This window comes from Actinoplanes xinjiangensis, assembly GCF_003148685.1.
GTDB classification, from domain to species: domain Bacteria; phylum Actinomycetota; class Actinomycetes; order Mycobacteriales; family Micromonosporaceae; genus Actinoplanes; species Actinoplanes xinjiangensis.
The window spans coordinates 16413-36340 of record NZ_QGGR01000023.1 but is presented as its reverse complement, the minus strand read 5'-3'; the positions used below and the strand labels follow the sequence as shown (position 1 = coordinate 36340).

At 65.5% G+C, this 19928-nt stretch carries 11 protein-coding genes; 4 read left to right on the top strand and 7 right to left on the bottom strand.

Going from position 1 to position 19928, the window contains the following annotated elements; translation table 11 throughout:
* Positions 1 to 304: 304 nt before the first annotated feature.
* Entirely contained in the window at positions 305 to 4663 is a 4359-nt protein-coding gene (locus BC793_RS49165) for a tetratricopeptide repeat protein (protein WP_158319480.1), read from the bottom strand.
* A 1626-nt stretch (positions 4664 to 6289) separates the two neighbouring features.
* On the opposite strand from BC793_RS49165, the gene BC793_RS36240 reads away from it, so the two are divergent.
* The 3 genes from BC793_RS36240 to BC793_RS36230 all read left to right on the top strand — a co-directional run bounded on the left by BC793_RS36240 (position 6290) and on the right by BC793_RS36230 (position 12007).
* A complete protein-coding gene (locus tag BC793_RS36240; RefSeq protein WP_109600876.1) occupies positions 6290 to 6652 on the top strand; it encodes a hypothetical protein in 363 nt (120 codons plus the stop codon).
* 157 nt (positions 6653 to 6809) lie between these two features.
* On the top strand, positions 6810 to 8855 hold the full coding sequence (locus BC793_RS36235; RefSeq protein WP_109600874.1) for an Ig-like domain-containing protein: 2046 nt from the start codon (positions 6810 to 6812) through the stop codon (positions 8853 to 8855).
* 203 nt (positions 8856 to 9058) lie between these two features.
* Positions 9059 to 12007, top strand: a complete 2949-nt coding sequence (locus BC793_RS36230) for a FlgD immunoglobulin-like domain containing protein (protein WP_146246613.1) — start codon at positions 9059 to 9061, stop codon at positions 12005 to 12007.
* Between the two features lie 4 nt (positions 12008 to 12011).
* Here BC793_RS36230 and BC793_RS36225 read toward each other — a convergent pair whose 3' ends face one another.
* The 5 genes from BC793_RS36225 to BC793_RS36205 all read right to left on the bottom strand — a co-directional run bounded on the left by BC793_RS36225 (position 12012) and on the right by BC793_RS36205 (position 18202).
* On the bottom strand, positions 12012 to 12953 hold the full coding sequence (locus BC793_RS36225; RefSeq protein WP_109600870.1) for a LamG-like jellyroll fold domain-containing protein: 942 nt from the start codon (positions 12951 to 12953) through the stop codon (positions 12012 to 12014).
* A 111-nt stretch (positions 12954 to 13064) separates the two neighbouring features.
* Positions 13065 to 14105 carry a hemolysin family protein gene (locus BC793_RS36220; RefSeq protein ID WP_109600868.1) on the bottom strand — a complete coding sequence of 347 codons (1041 nt, stop codon included), beginning with the start codon at positions 14103 to 14105 and terminating at the stop codon, positions 13065 to 13067.
* Between the two features lie 39 nt (positions 14106 to 14144).
* Positions 14145 to 15479 carry a hemolysin family protein gene (locus tag BC793_RS36215; protein WP_109601061.1) on the bottom strand — a complete coding sequence of 445 codons (1335 nt, stop codon included), beginning with the start codon at positions 15477 to 15479 and terminating at the stop codon, positions 14145 to 14147.
* A gap of 133 nt (positions 15480 to 15612) precedes the next feature.
* Positions 15613 to 17760 carry a (Fe-S)-binding protein gene (locus tag BC793_RS36210; RefSeq protein ID WP_109600866.1) on the bottom strand — a complete coding sequence of 716 codons (2148 nt, stop codon included), beginning with the start codon at positions 17758 to 17760 and terminating at the stop codon, positions 15613 to 15615.
* Between the two features lie 178 nt (positions 17761 to 17938).
* A complete protein-coding gene (locus tag BC793_RS36205; RefSeq protein ID WP_109600864.1) occupies positions 17939 to 18202 on the bottom strand; it encodes a cell division protein CrgA in 264 nt (87 codons plus the stop codon).
* 174 nt (positions 18203 to 18376) lie between these two features.
* Between BC793_RS36205 and BC793_RS36200 the strand changes: the two genes are divergently transcribed.
* Positions 18377 to 19198 (top strand): DUF881 domain-containing protein, encoded by an 822-nt coding sequence (locus tag BC793_RS36200; RefSeq protein ID WP_170167313.1) that lies wholly within the window; start codon positions 18377 to 18379, stop codon positions 19196 to 19198.
* Positions 19199 to 19265: 67 nt separating this feature from the next.
* On the opposite strand, the gene BC793_RS49160 is transcribed toward BC793_RS36200, so the two are convergent.
* Complete coding sequence (locus BC793_RS49160) at positions 19266 to 19787, bottom strand: hypothetical protein (protein WP_146246612.1); 522 nt, start codon at positions 19785 to 19787, stop codon at positions 19266 to 19268.
* Positions 19788 to 19928 lie beyond the last annotated feature (141 nt).

Below are 19928 nucleotides of genomic sequence, written 5' to 3'. Positions count from 1 at the left end.
TACTCCTCAAGCATGAGAATGAGAAGATACGCGAGATGGCCCGTGACGCTCTCGACGGCGCCTCGCTGCGTCAGATGGCGGCAAGCAGAGTATACGCGCCGATGAGATGGGCACTGAAATCGGAAAGTTCTGGAAGGAGTATCAGCAAATGACTGCTGAAGAACGTTCCGAGCTACAGAAGGCGAGCAGCTGGTATTTCAACTACTCGCCACTTCCATAGACTGTGGCTGCGATTCGGCCTCTGCTTCGAAAGCCACTCTTCCCGAACCCAGAATTCTCGCGCTAAGGTCACCGCCCGGTGAGGCTAAACACTCCTCCACTCTGAGAATTCTTCCAACCTTGCAACTGGTAGCTTTCCAGTAATTACTCCAGCCAAAGTCCTTACCAATTCGGGGGAAGGGTGTCCTTGAGCTAAGGCCGCATCGACATTTACCTCGAAGCTCCAATCAGCTAGTCTCACCCCCGTTTGAACTATCCTCTTTACAGCCGATAAGGCGCGTCCCGGAATCACTTCCACATGTAAGAACCAGCAGAACTCAATTTCGATCAGGATTTCCAAGTCGGCCGCACCGGATAGTATCGGCGCAGCAAACTGGATCGCCTCTACCTGAAGGTTAGAAGCGAATAGAATCTGAGCAAGATTCGACCTTGCCCAGAGATTACCAGGTCGCCGCTTCAAAAATTCCTGATACGAGTTTCGAGATACTGCTAGATCGCTTAGCGCCTGGTGATAGAAGACTCCCCGCTGAAACCAATACTCATCGCTCTCTGCTGTGGCTGAAGCCGCACTTTCAAAAATCCGAACAGCGTCTTCGACCTCCCCCTCTTTAGCAAGAAACTCAGCATATCGACGATACGTGTTAATTTCGCGAGGATCCCGAGATATCGCGGTTTCGAAAAGCTCACGTGCTTTAGCCAAGTCGCCTTTACTAGCGCGGAATGATCCATACCTTGACAAGTTATTGCCATTGCCCGGATCTAATTCTATCGCTCGCCCGTAAAGACGCTCTATGAAATCATCGTCTTGTACTAGTTTCTCTGCAAGCAGCGCGCAATCACCGAGTACTTCTGAATCCTTAATAGGAATATCGAGAGCCTTTCCGAGTATTTCGCGAGCTTTGACTGACTCGCCCCGATCCGCCAGGAAGCCAGCAAACTGAGCATGCGACCAAGCGTTGTATGGATCAATCGAAAGGGCCCTCTCGTATACTTTGCGCGCGCGCTCGGGATCTCCATGCCCTGCTAGGAATGCGGCAAATTGAACATAGGCAGAGACGTCCCGTGGTTTGAGTATTAAGACGTTCTCATATAGATCCCGAGCACGATCCACCTCTCCCAGTTCCGTCAACAGCGCAGCAAAACGCCCTTTCAACCATGCGTTTCGTGGAACTAGGGCCAAACCTTGCTCGTACAACGCCCGTGCGCGCTCGATCTCTCCATGGTCCGCCAGGAAGCCAGCAAAGTGTCCAATCACCCACTCGTTTCGAGCATCTAGCGAAAGACTGTGCTCGTACAACTCTCGCGCGCGAGCATAATCTCCTTGATCCACCAAGAAGGCAGCGAAGCGCGCAAACCCCCAAACGTTCCGCGGGTCAATGACAAGAGCCTTCTCGTACAAATCCCGCGCACGGTCGGCGTTCCCGCGCCTCGCCAGAAGGGCGGCAAACTGAACATGAGCTGAGACGTTCCTCGGGCTGACAGCTAAGGCTTTCTCATACAGATCCTGAGCACGGTCAATTTCACCTTGCGCTGTTAAGAAGCTGGCGAGCTTCACATGCGCGAAGACGCTTCGTGGTTCGCTAGCCACGGCCTGTTCATACAGATCTCGCGCACGAGCCAGATCCCCTCGCTCAGCAAAGAAGGCGGCGAATTGCAGGAGTACCATCCCGCCTCGCGGGTGAGTCGACATATATTGCTCATACAACTCCCGCGCACGATCGTCCTCACCCCGGTCCGCCAAGAAACCAGCAAACCCGGCGTAGACCCGACCTTCGCGTGGATCAATGGCCAACGCCTGCTCATACAACTGGCGCGCACGATCGTCCTCGCCCTGCTCCGCCAAAAAACCAGCGAACCGGGCGTAGACCCACGTGTTCCGCGGATCAACGGCGAGCGCCTGCTCATACAACTGGCGCGCATGATCGTCCTCACCCCGCTCCGCCAAAAAACCAGCGAACCGGGCGTAGACCCACGTGTCCCGCGGATCAACGGCCAGCGCCTGCTCATACAACTGGCGCGCACGATCGTCCTCACCCTGCTCCGCTAAGAAACCAGCGAACTGAACACACGTCCATGTGCTCCGGGAGTTGATGGCCAGCGCCTGCTCATACAACTGGCGCGCACGATCGTCCTCACCCTGCTCCGCTAAGAAACCAGCGAACTGAACACACGTCCATGTGCTCCGGGAGTTGATGGCCAGCGCCTGCTCATACAACTGGCGCGCACGATCGTCCTCACCCTGCTCCGCTAAGAAACCAGCGAACTGAACACAAATCGAAGCGTTCCGCGGATCGCTTACCCGCGCCTGCTCATACAGCTCACGCGCACGAGCAACCTCGCCCTGCTCCGCCAAGAAACCAGCGAACTGAACACAAACCGAAGCGTTCCGAGGATCGCTCACCCGCGCCTGCTCATACAGCTCACGCGCACGAGCAACCTCACCACGGTCCGCCAAGAAGCCGGCGAACGAGCCGACCGCCCATACATACCGTGGGTCTATAGCAAGGGCTTTCCCATATAGGTCACGCGCACGTGCATCTTCCCCTTGCTCGGCAAGGAATCCAGCAAAGCTCGCGTAAATCCATTTATCTCGCGGATCCATAGCAAGAGCCCGCTCATACAGATCGCGGGCGCGATCCGACTCCCCCTGTGTAGCGAGGAATGCAGCGAGAAAGGCAATCGGCAAAGCGTTTTTCGGACTTACAGCGATAGCTTTCTCATACGATTCACGCGCACGGTCAAAATCTCCCTGCGCAGCAAGGTATACGGCGAATTGAACATTTAACCAGACATTCCTCGGTTCAAGGTTTAGGGCCTCTTCAAAAAGTTCTCGTGCACGCGCAATGTTGCCCTGATCCGCTGAGAACTCAGCGTACCGACTAAAAGAGCGACTCTCTCTTGGCGCTACATCGATAGCTCGGGAAAACATCTCCTCCGCGAGGTCATCGTGACCGTTCTTGGCAAGAAAGTTTGCAAAGTTGGAAATGTTATTACCATGATGCGAATTCAGCTCTATCGCACGCTTATAGAGCTCCTCCGCAAGGGTATTGTCCTGGAGTTCATCCTCGGCAAAGATCGCGAAGTTGCCAACGAGATCGCTGTTTACGCTCTGCATGCTGACAGCAGACTCATACAAGGCTCGCGCACGCGGCAAATCACCCTGCGATGCTAGAAATTTAGCAAACAGAGTGTAGGCTCTCACCTCTCGTGGATTCCACCCAAGTGCCTCCTCAAACAATTCGCGTGCTCGATCAGATTGTCCGCGTTCGGCGAGCAAGTCGGCGAATTCGGAGGCGATCCGAGCATGACGAGGGCTCAAGTCCAATGCTCGAACATATAGCCTTTCGGCAAGATCATAGTCCCGAAGGTTTTCTTCGGCGAAGATAGCAAAATGCCGAGCGATATCTGCGGCGGTCGGTTGTAGATTTGCTGCTAATTCATACATATCGCGCGCGTGTTGAAGCTCGCCGTGTTTCGCGAGAAACTCGGCATATCTGACGTACGTTACTGCGTCTCGTGGATCAATCGAGAGCGCTTCACTAAAAAGTCCCCGCGCACGGTCAATTTCTCCCTGCATCGCCAAAAACTCGGCATACCGGGTAACCAGGCGACTTTCTCGTGGGCCATTTGATGCTACTTCAACAAAAAGCTGCCTCGCCCGGTCTACGTTCCCTTCTTCTGAAAGAAATACAGCATAGTTGGAGACGTTGTTGACATGATCCTGGTCTAGCTCGAGCGCTCGGGAGAACAGCTCGTCAGCAAGCTTCCTATCTTGCAAATCAGATTTTGCAAATAAGGCGAAGTTGCCGACCAGGTCTGGATCGTTAGGCCAGATGTTAACGGCACGCTCATAGACTCGCTTAGCCCCGTCGCGGTCACTATAGCGGGCAACTAGAACATAGGCATACAAGTCGTATACAGACGGTTCGCCAGGATTCTGGATAACAGTCGCCTCGAAAAAATCATAAAGGCTATCGATATTTCCCGATCGGGCTGTTTCATCGGCACGAGATTTAATATCTAGAAAGCTGGAACCGAAGTCATGGGTCAGCGGCCTAACTTCGTTACGGTCACGTTGTCTCGCATCACCTGCCAAGAACGCAACAGCGTTATGGTCAGAAACTGTTTCATTAGTTCGGGCCTGAACCGCCGGCAAGTTGAAAAGGTAATTCAGCTCTTCGACCTCAGATTGAGTAGTTGGCGACCTCCAAGATGTGCGGGCCAGATAAGCATGCGCTGAGCTTTGAGCAGAACCACCCTTAACAGATTCGAGCTCTCTTTGGACTTTTTCCTCTACGCCTCTAGCCTCGGGTGCCGATACAAGTGCTGATTTTTCCGCCTCATCAGCTTGAGTAACGCTCGCCTCATTTGCAAGGGGAGCATCGTCCGGTGCAAGGGGAGTATCGTCCGGCTTTTGAGACCTGGACAGGGCCTCCTCGGCCAAGAGCACGTTCCTTCGCGCTCGGTCCTCGGCCTCGCGCCAACGCCGCTTTTCACCCGGAAGCTTCCATGGCCCCCAACCGATTACCCTAATCACCGCCTGCCCCTCCGATCCTTTGCACCCAAACTTTGTCTGTTTACCTCAACAAGGATATACAAGCAAAAATTCCCGCCATCAAACTCAGAAACACTTGGCCAACTAAGGCGCGTCGCACGTTAGTAACAACTCCGGTGTTCACGTATGTTGCCTTAAGCATGGATGTTCGAAGCTCATTGACTAATTGCGCATCCGTCCAACCATTGAGTTTAGATATTTCGAGTAACTGGTTTTGATCGGATTCAGTTATCCTATCTAGAAGGATAAGATAAAAGACCGCGAGAACAGCCGCAGCTAGCAGAATTACGCCAGTGAGGTCCCACCCGTTGGGTTCACCTACTTGCAGTGAAGTCGCGACTAGCGTTGTCGTGACCCCTGTCGAGAATGTCGCAACAAGTTTCGCGGTGTCCACCTCGGCTCGTTGACGCGCGAAGGTCCTGTCGGCTTGACTTTCAAGCCATTCAGCCGGTGTCTCTGGCATCAGCTGCGCAGTCTTTCTGTGAAGGTCAATGATTCGCATTCCTCTCGGCACATTGACGCCCGCACTCTACGATCGTAGGTCACCCTATTTGATGAACATGCCGTCGGTCGAGGGTTTACGCTGATCTAACCCGGCATATTAGGTCCGCCAATGGAGCCTCACCAACCAAGCTTGCACCTCATCAGCGGGTGGTGCTCGCGGCCCTCTGAGATTGTTGTGTCATCGTCGGGATGATCAAGGGTCCGTATCGTTTCGGCGCCTTTCATACGGACTTCTCTCTGCAGGACGATGCGAGTCATCCTGAGTACAAGGCGCAGGTTCGGGTCAGGTGGGAGTCGTGTCGGCTTGGCAGGAGGCCATTCAGGTCTGCCTCTCAGCCTGCCTCTCAGGCCTCTCAGGGTACTGCCGAATTGGCCTCTCTGATATCAAGGCACCGCGCTTCGCGCGGTGCGGGCGCGGCGAGCCAGCCGACGGCACGCCGCCCCGGCCAGCCTTCGGCGCCGGGGCGGTAAGCCGTCGACACCCGCCGGAACCCGCGCCCAAACCACGGTCCAAGACGCCGCCACGATCGCATCAGTGGTCGACCTAATTCGTGGTTCCGGCGATCGACTGCCGCACCGGCTTCGCCGGCTTGCCACTGAATTGGCGAGTCCCGCCAGGCGAGTGACCACCGCGCCGGAACAAGCTCCGCCGATAGCCAGACGTGCCCCCGGCGTGCCCGTGACGGCGGGGAGCCCCGGGGAGCCGCGGGAAGCCTGGACCACTCCGGCCAGCGGCGCAGCCTGTTGACCTTGGCTAGATCGATCACCTCCGCGAGTTCCCAAGCTGACAGTGCGGGTTCGATTCCCGTCACCCGCTCAGATTTGGACCGCCCTACCAGACACTTCTGGTAGGGCGGTTTTTGCATCGGCCGCGGCCTTGCCGGTGTTCGGATGCTTCCCACCAAGCGGTGCTGGTGCGCGGTCGGGCGGCGCCTTCGGTTGTTCCCCTGCGCCGGCGACTTGCGTTGGGCAAGAGCCGCGACAAGGTTGCTGACAACGTTGGCCGCGGATATGTCGAGTTCCAGGCTCGGGTTCAGCTACCAGTTGCGTCAGGCGGCCGGTGAGACCTGGGCCGGTCAGAGACTCCGCGATGAGATCGAGCCCGGCCTGCGGGATCGCGGCAAGGATTCCCAGTTGCTCGCGATCACGGCGGACGGACGCCAGGTCACCGCGCAGTTCGCCGTGAACGGGCGGGGTTCGGGCGGCGGTGGCGGCACGTACGAGGAATTCTCCTGGGTGACGTGCGCGTCCGTGACCGGAGTACCGGCTCCGGACCCGGCGCTGCAGGTGGAGACCATCCCGTGTCCCGCCGATTTCCCGCCGCCGGACGTGTGGGGACGAGTCGACGCCATCGGGCCGCTGCCGACGGACTGATCAGGTTCCGTCGCGCGGATCCTCCGTGGCAACCGTGATCGTCCGGTCCGATGTGGCGCGGGGGTTGGAATCCCGTCACCCGTCATGACACTGATCACCCGGGCAGCGAGGACCGCCGCCGATCTTTAGGATGCGGGCAACACGGGAGGACAACTAAATGCACAACACCACGGCCCGGCGTGTTTTCACCGCCTTGGCCGCTCTCACCCTGCCCCTCGCTCTGGCGGCCCCCGCGCGGGCCGATGACTTCCTGCCCTTGAGTGCGGGCCCGACGGTGCAGGCCACGGCCACGCCGGGTGCCATCTTCACGGCACCGCTGTCGCTCACCAACACCGGCCGGTCCTCGATCGACGGCGTCGCTGTCTCCTTCTTCGGGATCGACGGCTTCGCGACCGACAGCCGGTACAAGAACTGCACCTACGACATCCTGGGGCAGCTGGAGGCCTGCGTCTTCGACCGGACCCTGGAGTCGGGCCGGTCGTACCGGGTGGATCTGCCGCTTCGCGCCCCGGCCGACGCCTACGCGCCGAGCGCCATGATGTCCCAGTTCACCTGGGAGAAGAAGGCGTACCACCGGCCGTACGGCACGCCCGGTGACGGAGCGGTCCTGCCGCTGCTCGACGACGCGCCGCCGGCGAAGACGGGCGTCTACCCCTGGCAGTTCGTGGATGTGTCGATCACCGGCCGGCAGAGCGCGGATCTGGTCGCCTCCGGCGGCAAGGTTTACGGCGCGGTCGGCGACGTGGTCCAGCTCAAGCCCGCGGTACGCAACGACGGGCCCGCCACGCTCAAGTGGATCGGCACCGGCGTGCCGCACGGCCTCGTGGTCGTCACGATCCCGCCGGGCACGTCCGTGCAGAGCGCCTCACCGGAGTGCGCCCCTGCCACGGAGGCGCAGCGGACCCGCACCGACGCGGTGCAGTACGCGTGCGTACTCGACGGCTATCTGAAGCTCGGCAAGGAGTACGCCCTCAGCCTGCCGTTCAAACTTCGGGTCGACGAGGTGATCCAGGACGCGGCCGGCCTGGTCGAGGTGAACCCGGCGTGCACGTGTGAGCGCTTCGCCGACGACCTGGACAAGTCCAACGACACCGCGCCGCTGATCCTCAACCCGGCGCCGACCGCCCCGGGTGGCAAGGACACCAACCCGCCGGCCGTCACCGCCACCGGGCTCACCGAGGGCCAGCTGCTGGGCTGGTACCGCGACATCACTCCGTCCTGGTCAGACGACGTCGCGGTGACCAAGGTGGAGGTCCTGGTGAACGGCGCGGTCACCGCGACCTATCAGAGCCCACTGCCCCGCGAGGTCCGCGTCGAGCTGCCGACCTCGGTGCATGAGCAGGAGCCGCGGATCACCATCCGCGCCTTCGACGCGGCCGGAAACATCGGAGAGAAGTCCACGAGGGTACGGGCGGACGTGCTCCGTCCCGACGCGACGCTCACCCCGGCGCCCGGGTCACTCATCCATGGTGTGGTCACGTTCCGGGCCACGAACGTCTCCAGCGACACCGCGCGCATCGAAATGCGCGGCCCGGGCGGGACGGTCGTCGCCCGTAGCACCGCGGCGCCGTGGACGATGACCTGGGACAGTCGCGGGTTCAACGGCGACCAGTCCCTGGCGTTCCATGTCTTCGACCATGCCGACAACGGCAGCTACGAGGGCGGCGTCTACCACGTCGACAACGCGGGCCCGGCGATCAGCTCGGTGACTCCCGGCAATCGGGCGCTGGTGCGCGGCAGCGTGCGTACCACCGCGAAGGCCTCCGACCCGAGCGGTATCCAGGCGGTACGGGTCACCGGTGCCAGGGCCACGAGTTCGCCGTGGGCCTGGACGTTGGCCCTGAAGGCGCAGGGCGACCACACCATCGAGTGGGTGGTGACCGACAAGCTGGGCAACACCACGGTGGCTCGTCGGGTCGTCGTCAACGACACGGTGGCGCCCACGTTGAAGCTCACCCGGGCGCCGAAGAACAACGCGAAGCTGACGAGGAACACGACGATCGGCGCGGCCGCGAGTGACCGGAACGGCGTCGCGAAGGTGCAGCTGCTCGTCAACGGCAAGGTCGTCGCCACCGACACGAAGGCCGGCTACAGCTTCACGCTGAACCCGAAGAAGTACGGCAAGAAGTTCACGGTCCAGCTCCGCGCGTACGACAGGGCGGGCAACGTGAGCACGCTCGCCAAGCGGACCTATCGCCGCTGAGCCGATTTCCACCACCCTCCGGAAGCCCTGGTCAGGACCGTTGTCCGCCAGGGCTTCCGCGTTTCTCCACAGAGCTGGATCAGGTACAGCGCAGACGGTCGATGTTCGGTAGGCTGCTGCCACACACGCGTGGGGACGGGGCCGTAACGTCGTTGCGGCGGCGCGCCGGGACCACGCCTCGGGGGTAGGAGAAAGCCGCGGCCGTGAGCACGATCAATCAGTACAGCAGGACCAGGGTCGCGGTGGCGATGCTTGCCGCGGCCGGACTGGGCGGGGTGCTCGCCACGGCCCCGACGACGCTGCCCACACCGGCCTTCGCCGCGGTCAGCGATGCGGAGCTGGTCATTCCGGCGGCGGCACGGGCGGTGCCCCGGGCCACCCAGATCCTCACCGCCGGCACGACCGGCTTCCTCTGGCTCCAGGAGGGTGACGACCGGCTGCTGTGGACCGACTACGGCACGGGCATCACCACGGCTCTGGCGCAGCGGCTGCGGTCCCCCCTGGGATACGACTTCAACTCCGGCTACTTCCGGAACATGGACTCCGACTTCGAGATCAGCGGCACCGGGTCCGACACGGTGGCGCTCTTCTACGCGTCCCCGACACCGAAGGTGACGCTGCTCACCGCCTCCTCCGGCGTGATCGGTGAGGTGGCGATTCCGGAGGGCCACTCCTACCGCGGTACGTACGGCGGTGTCGTCGTCACCAGCGGTGGGGATGACACGTACCACCTGTGGCGCTCGGCGAACGGCGGCGTGACCGGAACGCCGGTGACCGGATTGCCCACGGACGCCACGGACATCACCGTGGAGGACGGCGACGGCAAGGCCCTCATCCTGCGGTACGAGACCGCGGACGGCCCGCACTGGTCGCTGGCCGACCTGGCCGGTGGTGCCGCGGTGGCCCTGCCCGACCGGCTCGACTCGGGTGAGTCCTGGGAGGTGTCCGGCTTCAAGCTCGCACCGGGCTCGGTGCTCCGGCTCCGGATGGGCCGCAGCGCGATCGACGTCTACCCGCGGCAGGACCTTGGCGCGGAGCCCCGCACGGTCGAGGTGGGCGCTTTCGGGTACGACGCGTCGTACGCAGTGACTGGAACACACCTGCTGGCCATGGACCGCATGAGGACCGGCAACAGCCGTTTCCGGGGCGAGCCGCTCTGGGCCGTTCCGGCGACCGTCGACGACCCCGACATGACCGAGGTCCTGGGCCTCGGCGCACACGGGCTGGTGCAGGCCCCGGACGGCTCGGTCCTCGTGGCGGGCGCCGAGGAGGACGTGTGGCGCGGTGACACCGACCTCGGCATCTACCGGGTGCGCGAGTCCGCGGACGGTTCGGTGGTGCGGGAGCGGCTGACCGCCGTACAGCCGATGCCGGCACAGGTCCACGGTCTGTCCCTGGGCGGCGGTGTCCTGACCACGGTCGCGAACAGCACCGCCTACGCGCCCTCGACGACCATCGGGGCGTACCGGAGCACCTGGCTGACCAGCCCGGCACCGGGAGGCGTGCCGAGTGTCGTCCGGAGCACCGTGGACGACTACGCCGGCGGCCGGGACGGTTTCTGCTCGCTGGACGGCCACCAGGACCGGTGCATCCGGATGTTCGCCGACGGCACCGGGCTGCACGGCCGGGAACACGGCACCGAGCAGGGCCTGACCATGCTGAGGGTCAACGGCAGCAGCACCTGGGGGCCCAGCGTCGACACCGGCGCCGACAGCCCGTACCTCTCCGATCTGTCCGGCCGCTACGGCGTGGTCACCGGGCTGGGCGGTGGCGGGCAGGATCAGTACGTCGTCCGGTTCCCCGCCACCGGCACCGGCACCGTGCTCCAGAAGCGGGAGCGGGTCGGCTCGGCGGTGTGGGGTGCCACGCTGTGGAGCGGGTCGGCGGAGGGTGGCGCGGTTCAGGCCACCAGCCTCCCGTCCGGTACGCCGGGGGAGAGTTTCACGACCGCCAACGACTGCACTCCGTCGAAGCTGCAGGCGGTGGGCCGGTGGGTGTACTGGACGTGCGTCGACTACTGGGGATCACATCACGGCTCCGGGGTCTACGACCGGGTCGCCCGTAGGACGGTCACGGCACCCGCCGGTGAGGTGCTGCTCGGGGACGGTTTCCTGGTCGCGTACGTGGCCGGCGCCGGTCTCCAGCTGTCCGACCTGACCACCGGCGCACCCGCCCGGACCCTGGTCACCGAGGCGGAGCTCGGCTCCTCCCACGGGGCGGGGACCAGCTGGACCGTGGACCGGTTCGGTGGCGGTGTCGCGTGGGCCGATGACGCGCAGCGGGTTCACGTGGTGCCGACCGGGATCGCGACATCACCGCTGTCCGTGATCGACTCCGAGGTCTCGACGGCGGCGGCGAACTGGTCCGGCACCTGGTGGCTGTCGAAGCCGGCCGCGTCGTGGCAGGTCACCATCCGCGACCGGGCCGGCGCGACGCTGCGGACGCTGTCGGGGTCGGGCACGTCCGGGCAGATCCGGGCCACCTGGGACGGGCGGGACGCGGCCGGGAAGGCCGTCGCCGACGGCACCTTCACCTGGGCGCTCACCGCTCAGCCCGCGGACGGCCAGGGCGCGGCGCTCACCGTCGGCGACCCGGCCCCGGCGGCGGCGCTGCGGGCCACCAGGGCACCGGCGATCAGCGGGACGGTCCGGGTCGGTTCGACGGTGCGGGCAGCGGCCGGCACCTGGTCCCCGGCCGCCACGAAGTACACCTGCCAGTGGTACGCCAACGGTGCGGTGATCAGGGGCGCGACCGGGGCGGCGTACCAGATCACGCCCGGTGCGCTCGGCAAGCGTCTCACCGTCCGGGTGACCGCGACCCGCGCCGGGCATCCGTCCGGAACCGCCTCGTCGACCGCCTCGGCCGTCGTCACCCGCGGCCCGGCCGCGAAGGCCACCGCCCGCCCGAAGGTCACCGGCACGGCCAAGGTCGGCCGGACCGTGCGGGCGGCGGCCGGTTCGTGGTCGCCGAAGGTGGACGCCTACCGGTACGAGTGGCGGCTGAACGGCAAGCTCATCCGTGGCGTGACCGGTGCGACGCTGAAGCTGAAGTCGTCGATGCGCGGCAAGAAGCTGACCGTCACGGTGATCGCCCGCAAGGCCGGTCACCTCGATGGCCGGGCGACCAGCCTCGCGGTGAAGATCCGGTCGTGACCGCTCAGTCGCCGATCATCACGAAGACGTCGTCGATGGCACCGGCGAACTGATCATTTCCGGGCGCCGGGCCCTTGCCGCCGATGCGGAGGGGCTCGGCGTTCGCGATCGACAGCTGAGGTGGGATCGGGACCCAGGCCCGCACGACGCCGTCGACGACCATGATCAGACGGTTGGCGATCCGTCGGCATTCCAGGTCGTGCCATGCGCCGTCGGCGACGTTGATCCACGGTTCGGCACGGTAGATGCTCGCCCGCGGGCCGGCGATCACGCAGCTGGGACGGCCCTGCCGGTGGTCGACCTGGAGTTTGTACTGGCTGAACCCGCCGACCGAGTAGCCCTTCTGCAACACGTTGGCACCGTCGGCCAGGTCGTCGTGGGTCATCCGGATCGAGGCGCCGTAGCGCAGCGCCCGGCGGCCCGGATTGAGGCTGTCGTCACGCAGGCCTTCGAGGATCGCCCGGGGGCAGTCCCGTTCCCGCGGCAGGGTGCACCGGTCCGGATAGGCGACGGCAAGACCGGACCCCTGGGGTACGAGCCGGAGCGCGCCCCCGTTCTGGCCGAGGGGCCGCAGTTCGTGCCGGCCGGCGAGGTCGGCGATGGGCCGGCCGACGCCGCCGTCGAAGTCGTACCGGACCTCGAACGGTGCACCGGCGATGCGGATCCGGCCGGGTGTGACGGGTGCGGAGAAGGCGCTCACGTTGTGGAGGAATCCGGGCACCGGCCGGGTCGGTGTGGTGGTGGCCGTCGGGGGGACACGGAGCGGGCCGGCCAGGGCCGACGTGGCGGATGTTCGGGTGGCGATGGGCGGGAGTGGGCTGTGTGTGGTGGTCACAGGCGGCCCGGCTACGGACGGGGTGTGCTGGATGACGAGTGACACCCCGGCCAGGACGAGAGCCGCCGACAGGACACCGATCGGTACAGCGCGCCGCCGGAAGTGAAGCATGCGCTTATTGTCCGGAATGCAGCCTAAGTCGCGAACCGCCGCACCGAAACGCCGGAAAAGCACTCGAACGCGGTAGACCGAACCACTGAATCCGAACCGGGGTAACGCAGATCACCGCATCCTCGACGCCGGATGCGCGGCCCTGGCCGGTTCGCCGATCACCGCGTGCAGCACGTCGTCCAGGGTGATCACGCCCAGCGGCCGCCGCCCGTCGCTGACCAGCACGATGTGCAGGCGGTCGCGGCGCATGGTGAGCAGCAGATCGGCGAGGCTGCGGTCCGGCGGCACCACGGCGAGGGGCCGGATCACCTCGGCCGGCACGGGTAGGCGGCGCTGCGCCCCCGCGTACCCGAGGATGTCTTTGACGTGCACGAATCCGAGCACCCGCCGGGTGTCGCGCTGCACCACCGGGAACCGTGAGCGGCCGCTGCGGGTGGCGACCGCTTCGAGCGTCGCCGGTGACACGTCGGCGGCCACCGTGGTGACCCGCGACCAGGGCAGCAGGGTGTCGGCGGCGGTGCGGTTGCTGAGGCCCAGGGCGGCGTGGATGCGGTTGTACTGCTCGGAACCGAGCAGGCCCTCGCTGCGGGCCTGGGTGACCATGCCGGCCAGCTCCTCGGCGGTGAAGACCGTCTTGACCGCGTCGGTCGTCTCGATCTTCCACAGCTTCAGGATGTTGCGGGACGCCCAGCGCATCGCGTTGAGCAGCGGCTTGGTGGCGGTGCAGAAGGCCAGCATGAACGGGCCGAGGATGAGCGCGGACTTCTCCGGTCCGGCCAGCGTGATGTTCTTCGGCACCATCTCGCCGACGACCGTGTGCAGGAACGTCACGATCATCAGGGCCAGCACGAACGCGATCGGATGCACCGCGTTGTCCGGCAGCCCGATCGCCTGGAACGGGCCCTCCAGCAGATGGGCGACGGTCGGCTCGGCGATCGCGCCGAGCACCAGTGTGCAGATCGTGATCCCCAGCTGCGCACCGGCGATCATCAGCGGGATCTGGCTCATCGCCGACAGAGCCCAGCGGGCCGCCTGCGAGGTCTCCGCCAACGGTTCCAGTGCGGTACGCCGGGAGGCGATCAGGGCGAACTCGCCGCCCACGAACAGACCGTTGCCGATCAGCAGAACCGCGACGAAGAGCAGTTCGCTCATGCCGCCGCCTCCGTGGTGTCCGTCGCCGCGTCCGCGGGCTCAGTCATCCGACGGCTCCGGCGGCGCAACGACCCGCACCTGCTCGATACGGTGCCGGTCGACCTCCATCACAGTGAACTCCCACCCGTTCTCCTCCAGCGATTCCCCGGCGATCGGGATGTGCCCGAGGCGGGCGAGCAGGAAGCCGGCGAGCGTCTCATACGGCCCCTCGGGCAACCGGAACCCGGTCTGCTCGTGCAACTCGTCCTCCCGCAGGAGGCCGTCTACCAGGAATGTCTTCTCGCCGCCCGGGGCGGTCAGCTCACTCGTGCCGGTCTCGCCGAGGTCGGTGTCGTACTCGTCGGCGATCTCACCGACCAGTTCCTCGATCAGGTCCTCGATGGTGACGACACCATCGGTGCCGCCGTACTCGTCGACCACGATGGCCAGGTCGGCGCCGGCCGTACGCAAGGCTTCGAGCACCTTGTCGAGGTTGAGGCTCTCGGGCACGTAGACGGGCTCCCGGGCCAGGACGGAGACGCGGGTGGAGGCGCGTCGCTCGGGGGGCACACCGAGGGCGTCGTTCACGCCGACCACGCCGGTGACCACGTCGAGCTCGTTCTCGTACACCGGAAATCGGGTGTGCCCGGTCGCGCGCGCCACCGTGATGAGGTCCGCGACGGTTGCGGTGGTCTTGAGGCCGACGACGTCGACGCGCGGTGTCATCGCCTTCGCCGCCCGTTTCTCGCCGAACCGGATGGTCCGGCGCAGCAGGGTGGCGGTCTCGGCCGGCAGGGCGCCCGCCGAGGCGCTGATCGCGGCGAGCAGGCCGAGCTCCTCCGGGGAACGGGCGCTGGCCAGTTCCTCCTGCGGTTCGATGCCGAGCCGGCGGACCAGCCAGTTCGCGGTGCCGTTGAGCGCGGCGATCAGCCACTTGAGGACGATCGAGAAGCCGCGCAGCGGTGCGGCGGTGCGCAGCGCGATGCCCATCGGCCGGGCCAGCGCCGCGTTCTTCGGCACCAGCTCACCGAAGAGCATCGAGATCAGCGTCGCCACGACCAGGGCGATCACGTGGGTGACGGTGTCCGTCGAGTCGCCCGCGATCGGTTCCACCAGCGGGATGAAGAGCTCCGAGAGGGCCGGCTCGGCGAGGTAACCGGTGAGCAGCGCGGTGAGCGTGATGCCCAGCTGCGCCCCGGAGAGCTGGAAGGAGAGTTCCCGGAGGGCGGTCCGGACCCGGCGTGCCTGACGGTCACCGGCGGCGGCCCTCTTGTCGATCTCCACGCGATCGACGGTCACCAACCCGAACTCGGCCGCCACGAAAAACGCGTTGCCCGCCGTGAGCAGCGCAAACGCCACCAACGGGAGCACCGCGGTCAGGAACAGGCCGTCCATGATCGCTTCACCTCGGACCTCATTGTGCCGGACTCGGGCCATTCGCCACCAACCGTGCCGGGACCGACTCGGCACAGACGACCGTGGCCGGCAGCTGAGGAGCTGCCGGCCACGATTCTGAGGCGGAGAATGATCAGACGTCCTGTTTCAGCGAGCGGAGCAGGACGGTGGCCACGTCGACCACCTCGACCTCTTCCTGCTTGCCCTTGCCGGTCACCCCGTCGCCGATCATGGTGTAGCAGAACGGGCAGCCCACCGCGATCGTCTTGGCACCGGTGGCCAGGGCCTCCTCGGTGCGCTCCACGTTGATCCGCTTGCCGATCTTCTCCTCCATCCACATACGGGCGCCACCGGCACCGCAGCAGAAGGAGCGTTCGGAGTTGCGGGGCATCTCGACCAGGTTGGCGGCCTCGCCGAGGACCTCGCGGGGAGCGTCGAACACCCGGTTGTGCCGGCCCAGGTAACACGGGTCGTGGTAGGTGACGTCGCCCTCGATCGGCTGGACCGGCGTGAGCTTCCCCTCCTTGACCAGGTGCGCCAGGAGCTGGGTGTGGTGGACCACCTCGACCTTGAGGCCGAGCTGCTCGTACTCGTTGCCCAGGGTGTTGAAGCAGTGCGGGCAGGTCGCGACGATCCGCTTGACCTTCTGGTCACCGAAGGCCTCGGTCAGCGTCTCGACGTTCTGCTGGGCGAGCATCTGGAAGATGAACTCGTTGCCGATACGGCGGGCCGGGTCACCGGTGCAGGTCTCGCCCTCGCCGAGGATGGCGTAGTTCACACCGGCCTCGTGCAGCAGCGTGGCGACCGCCCGGGTGGTCTTCTTGGCCCGGTCCTCGAACGCGCCGGCGCAGCCGACCCAGAACAGGTAGTCGAACTCCTCGACCTCGCCGACCCGCGGCACCTCGAAGTCGAGACCCTTGGTCCAGTCCTCGCGGGTGTTCTGCGGGGCGCCCCACGGGTTGCCCTTGTTCTCCAGGTTGCGCAGCATCACGCCGGCCTCGGAGGGGAAGCTCGACTCGATCAGTACCTGGTAACGGCGCATGTCGACGATGTGGTCGATGTGCTCGATGTCGACCGGGCACTGCTCGACGCAGGCGCCGCAGGTGGTGCAGGACCACAGCACGTCCGGGTCGATGATGCCCTGCTCCTCGGCGGTGCCGATCAGCGGACGGTTGCCCTCGGCGAGCGCGAGGACGTCCATGTGCGCGAGCTGGGCCTCGGTGGCCTTCTCCTCGCCCATCAGGTCCTTGCCGCCGCCGGCGAGCAGGTACGGCGCCTTGGCGTAGGCGTGATCGCGGAGCGAGAGGACGAGCAGCTTCGGCGACAGCGGCTTCGCGGTGTTCCACGCCGGGCACTGCGACTGGCAGCGGCCGCACTCGGTGCAGGTGGAGAAGTCGAGCAGACCCTTCCAGGTGAACTGCTCCACCTGGTTGACACCGAAGAGGTCCTTCTCCGGGTCGGCCTCCTCGAAGTCGAGCGGCTTGCCCTGGCTCATCATCGGCTTCAGCGCGCCCAGACCGGATCCGGCCGGCTTCTCCGGGTTGCGCTTGAAGTAGATGTTGAAGAACGCCAGGAAGCGGTGCCAGGCCACGCCCATCGTCGGGTTCAGCGAGATGGTGATCAGCCAGGTCATCGAGATGCAGATCTTGATCAGCGCCATCCAGGTGGCGCCGTCCTCCCAGTCGGGGAGGATCGAGCCGACGGCGTGGCTCACCGGAGTGGCCCACAACGGGTACTCGAAGTGGCCGGTGGCGACCTTGAAGCCCCGGATCAGGAAGCCGAAGATCAGCACCCCGACGATGACGGCCTCGACGAAGTACGCCTGCCACATGGTCGAGCCCAGGAACCGGCTCCGCTTCACCGCGCCCGGCTTGTTCCGCTGCCGTACGAGGATCAGGTAGAGGATGCCGATCGTGCCCAGGATCCCGAACCACTCGGTGACCAGCCCGAAGATCGTCCAGTGGCCGATCAGCGGCAGCCCCATCTCCGGCGCCGCGACCTCGAAGTAGGCCTCCAGCACCAGCAGGGACAGAACCAGGAACGAGAACATCACGAACCAGTGGGCCGCGCCGATCGCGGACCACTTCAGCATCCTGGTGTGACCCACGGTCTCCACCAGCATGGTCTTCGTCCGGACCTTCGGGTCGGCGAAGCGGGCCGGGTCGGGCTGGCCCTGCCGGATCACTGCGGTGATCGTCATAACGGCACGTACCGCCAGGTAGACGGCCACCACCGTGATTGCCCCCGCTAAGACGGTGGCGACTATCTGCGCGTAGCCCATCTGCGTTGTGCCTCCTCGGTCGGCGGTGCGCCAACCCATGTTACCCACGAGTAATAGACGGGCACACGCCGCACGTCAAGGGAGTGCGCCCCACGCCGAAAGCGCACCCCACGCCAAGCGGGGGTGCGCTACCTTTCGAGGATTTTCACGTATACGCGGTAGAAAGGGAAACGGCGTTTCAGCGCCAGCGGGAGAGCAGACCCAGCGACGCCACCATGCAGCCGAAACCCACCGCGAGGTTCCAGTACTCCCAGCTCGCCACCGGCCACTGCTGCGAGGACAGGTAGTAGACGACGAGCCAACCGATGCCGACCACGATCAGGGTCACCGCACTGACGGGCACCCAGACCGGGCTCGGCTTGTTGGACGCACCCTTCACCGCCGGGTTGATGTCCGACGGCGGGGTGTAGACCTTCTTCTTGCGAACCACTGACTTGGGCACGGCACTCTCCTGAGGGCAACAAGTGGTGAACAACCCACCGCTGAGCGGCTCCGGAACTCCCGAATGCTGCCCGTGGCGAATACTGTTCGACCGCTAGCGTAGTCAAGGCGGTACGCAGACAGGCACCCGCCGGGGCGAGAAAATACCCCGAGCGTCTGATCTTGAGGGGGCTGGGTGGCTTTTCGAGGGGTTGGCGACGTTCGAAACGGCGCCGGAGGGGCCTCCTGGCGGCTCGTGCTCCGGCGCGTCGCGCGCGGCCTCCGGCCACGGCGCGATCGTCCCCGATCGGCCTGGTCGGTGGGGGTGCCGCTGATCGCGCTGGCGGCGGGCCTGCTGTTCACGACGTCGGCGACCACCGCGGACGGTACGGCGCTGCGGGACGACCGCCGCCCCCGCCTGACTCAACTGATCGCCGAGAAGCGGGACCGGCTGGCCGCCAACGAGAAGAGGGCCGCGCGCCTGCTCACCGAGGTCGACCAGCAGACCGGCCGACTGGCCGAACTGGACCAGCCGGCCCGGGACCAGGCCAACGCGCTACGCCGGTCGGCCGGCTTCTCCGAACTCCAGGGCCCCGGCATGACGGTGACGCTGAACGACTCCCCACGCCGCGGCACCGACTTCGGCGACAACGCCCCGGACAACGACGATCTGGTCGTTCACCAGGGCGACGTCCAGGCCGTGGTGAACGCGTTGTGGACCGGCGGGGCCGAAGCCATGACGATCATGGATGTCCGGGTGATCTCCACCAGCGCGGTACGCTGTGTCGGCAACACGCTGCTCCTTCACGGCCAGGTCTTCTCACCGCCTTTCAAGATCACCGCGATCGGCGAACCCACAGCGCTCACTCGCGCGTTGGACTCGTCAGAGGGAGTCAGGCAGTTCCGGGAGGCCGTCGCCGACTTCGGCCTCGGTTACACGGAAAAGGTGGAGAAGAACGTGACAGTGCAGGCGTACGACGGATCGACCGACCTCCGATCGGCGCAGGCTGCCCGGTGATGGTTCCCCCGGAGTACCCCGCGAACCCGTCCGGCTCCGGCCGGCACCGCGCGCCGGACGGCGACGCTCAGACCGCATACATCCCGCGGATCACCGACGCCGCGCCCGACGGTGTCCCCGGCGGGCCGCTCGCATCGCCGGTCGGCCCCGGCGGCAATGTCGATCCTCGGCCCACCGCGCCGCCCGCCCCGGACGAGATCAGCGTCGCGGCAGCCGCGGCCCGGCGGCGGGCCGCCGCGGAGGCCGGCGGACCGACGGCCCCCAGAACGGATCTGAGCAGCCCTACCGCCGCTCCCCCCACCGCAACCCCGATTCCGCCGTACGCGCCCGCCAGCGAGCCGCTCAGCGGGGTGCACGGGGCTCCGGTGAGTGGGTACACCCCGCGTCGTGCCGCGTCGCACTCGGAGCCGGTGTCACCGTCCGATGGCCAGCCGGCGTGGAACTCGACCGTGACGGCGCCGATCGACACCACGTTCGCCGCGTCGCTGCGGGCCGGCGCTCCGAACCGGCCGGGGACGAACGGCACGCCGGGCGCACCGGTCTCCCCGGGCCCGTCCGCCTTTCCGGGCCCGTCCGCCTTCCAGGGCACGCCCGTCTCCCCGGGCCAGGCGGCCGCTCACGGTTCGCTCAGCGTTCCCGCCCCGGCGCGGAACCAGCCTGCCCCGGCGACGCCGGGCCCATCGGCCACCGACCCGGCCGTTGCCCAGGGTCCGCTGACCGGCGCCCCGTT

Coding starts and splice junctions, on each gene's coding strand:
- BC793_RS36235 (WP_109600874.1), top strand. CDS start 6,810: ATGCACAACACCACGGCCCGGCGTGTTTTCACCGCCTTGGCCGCTCTC.
- BC793_RS36240 (WP_109600876.1), top strand. CDS start 6,290: ATGTCGAGTTCCAGGCTCGGGTTCAGCTACCAGTTGCGTCAGGCGGCC.
- BC793_RS36220 (WP_109600868.1), bottom strand. CDS start 14,105: ATGAGCGAACTGCTCTTCGTCGCGGTTCTGCTGATCGGCAACGGTCTG.
- BC793_RS36225 (WP_109600870.1), bottom strand. CDS start 12,953: ATGCTTCACTTCCGGCGGCGCGCTGTACCGATCGGTGTCCTGTCGGCG.
- BC793_RS36215 (WP_109601061.1), bottom strand. CDS start 15,479: ATGGACGGCCTGTTCCTGACCGCGGTGCTCCCGTTGGTGGCGTTTGCG.
- BC793_RS36210 (WP_109600866.1), bottom strand. CDS start 17,760: ATGGGCTACGCGCAGATAGTCGCCACCGTCTTAGCGGGGGCAATCACG.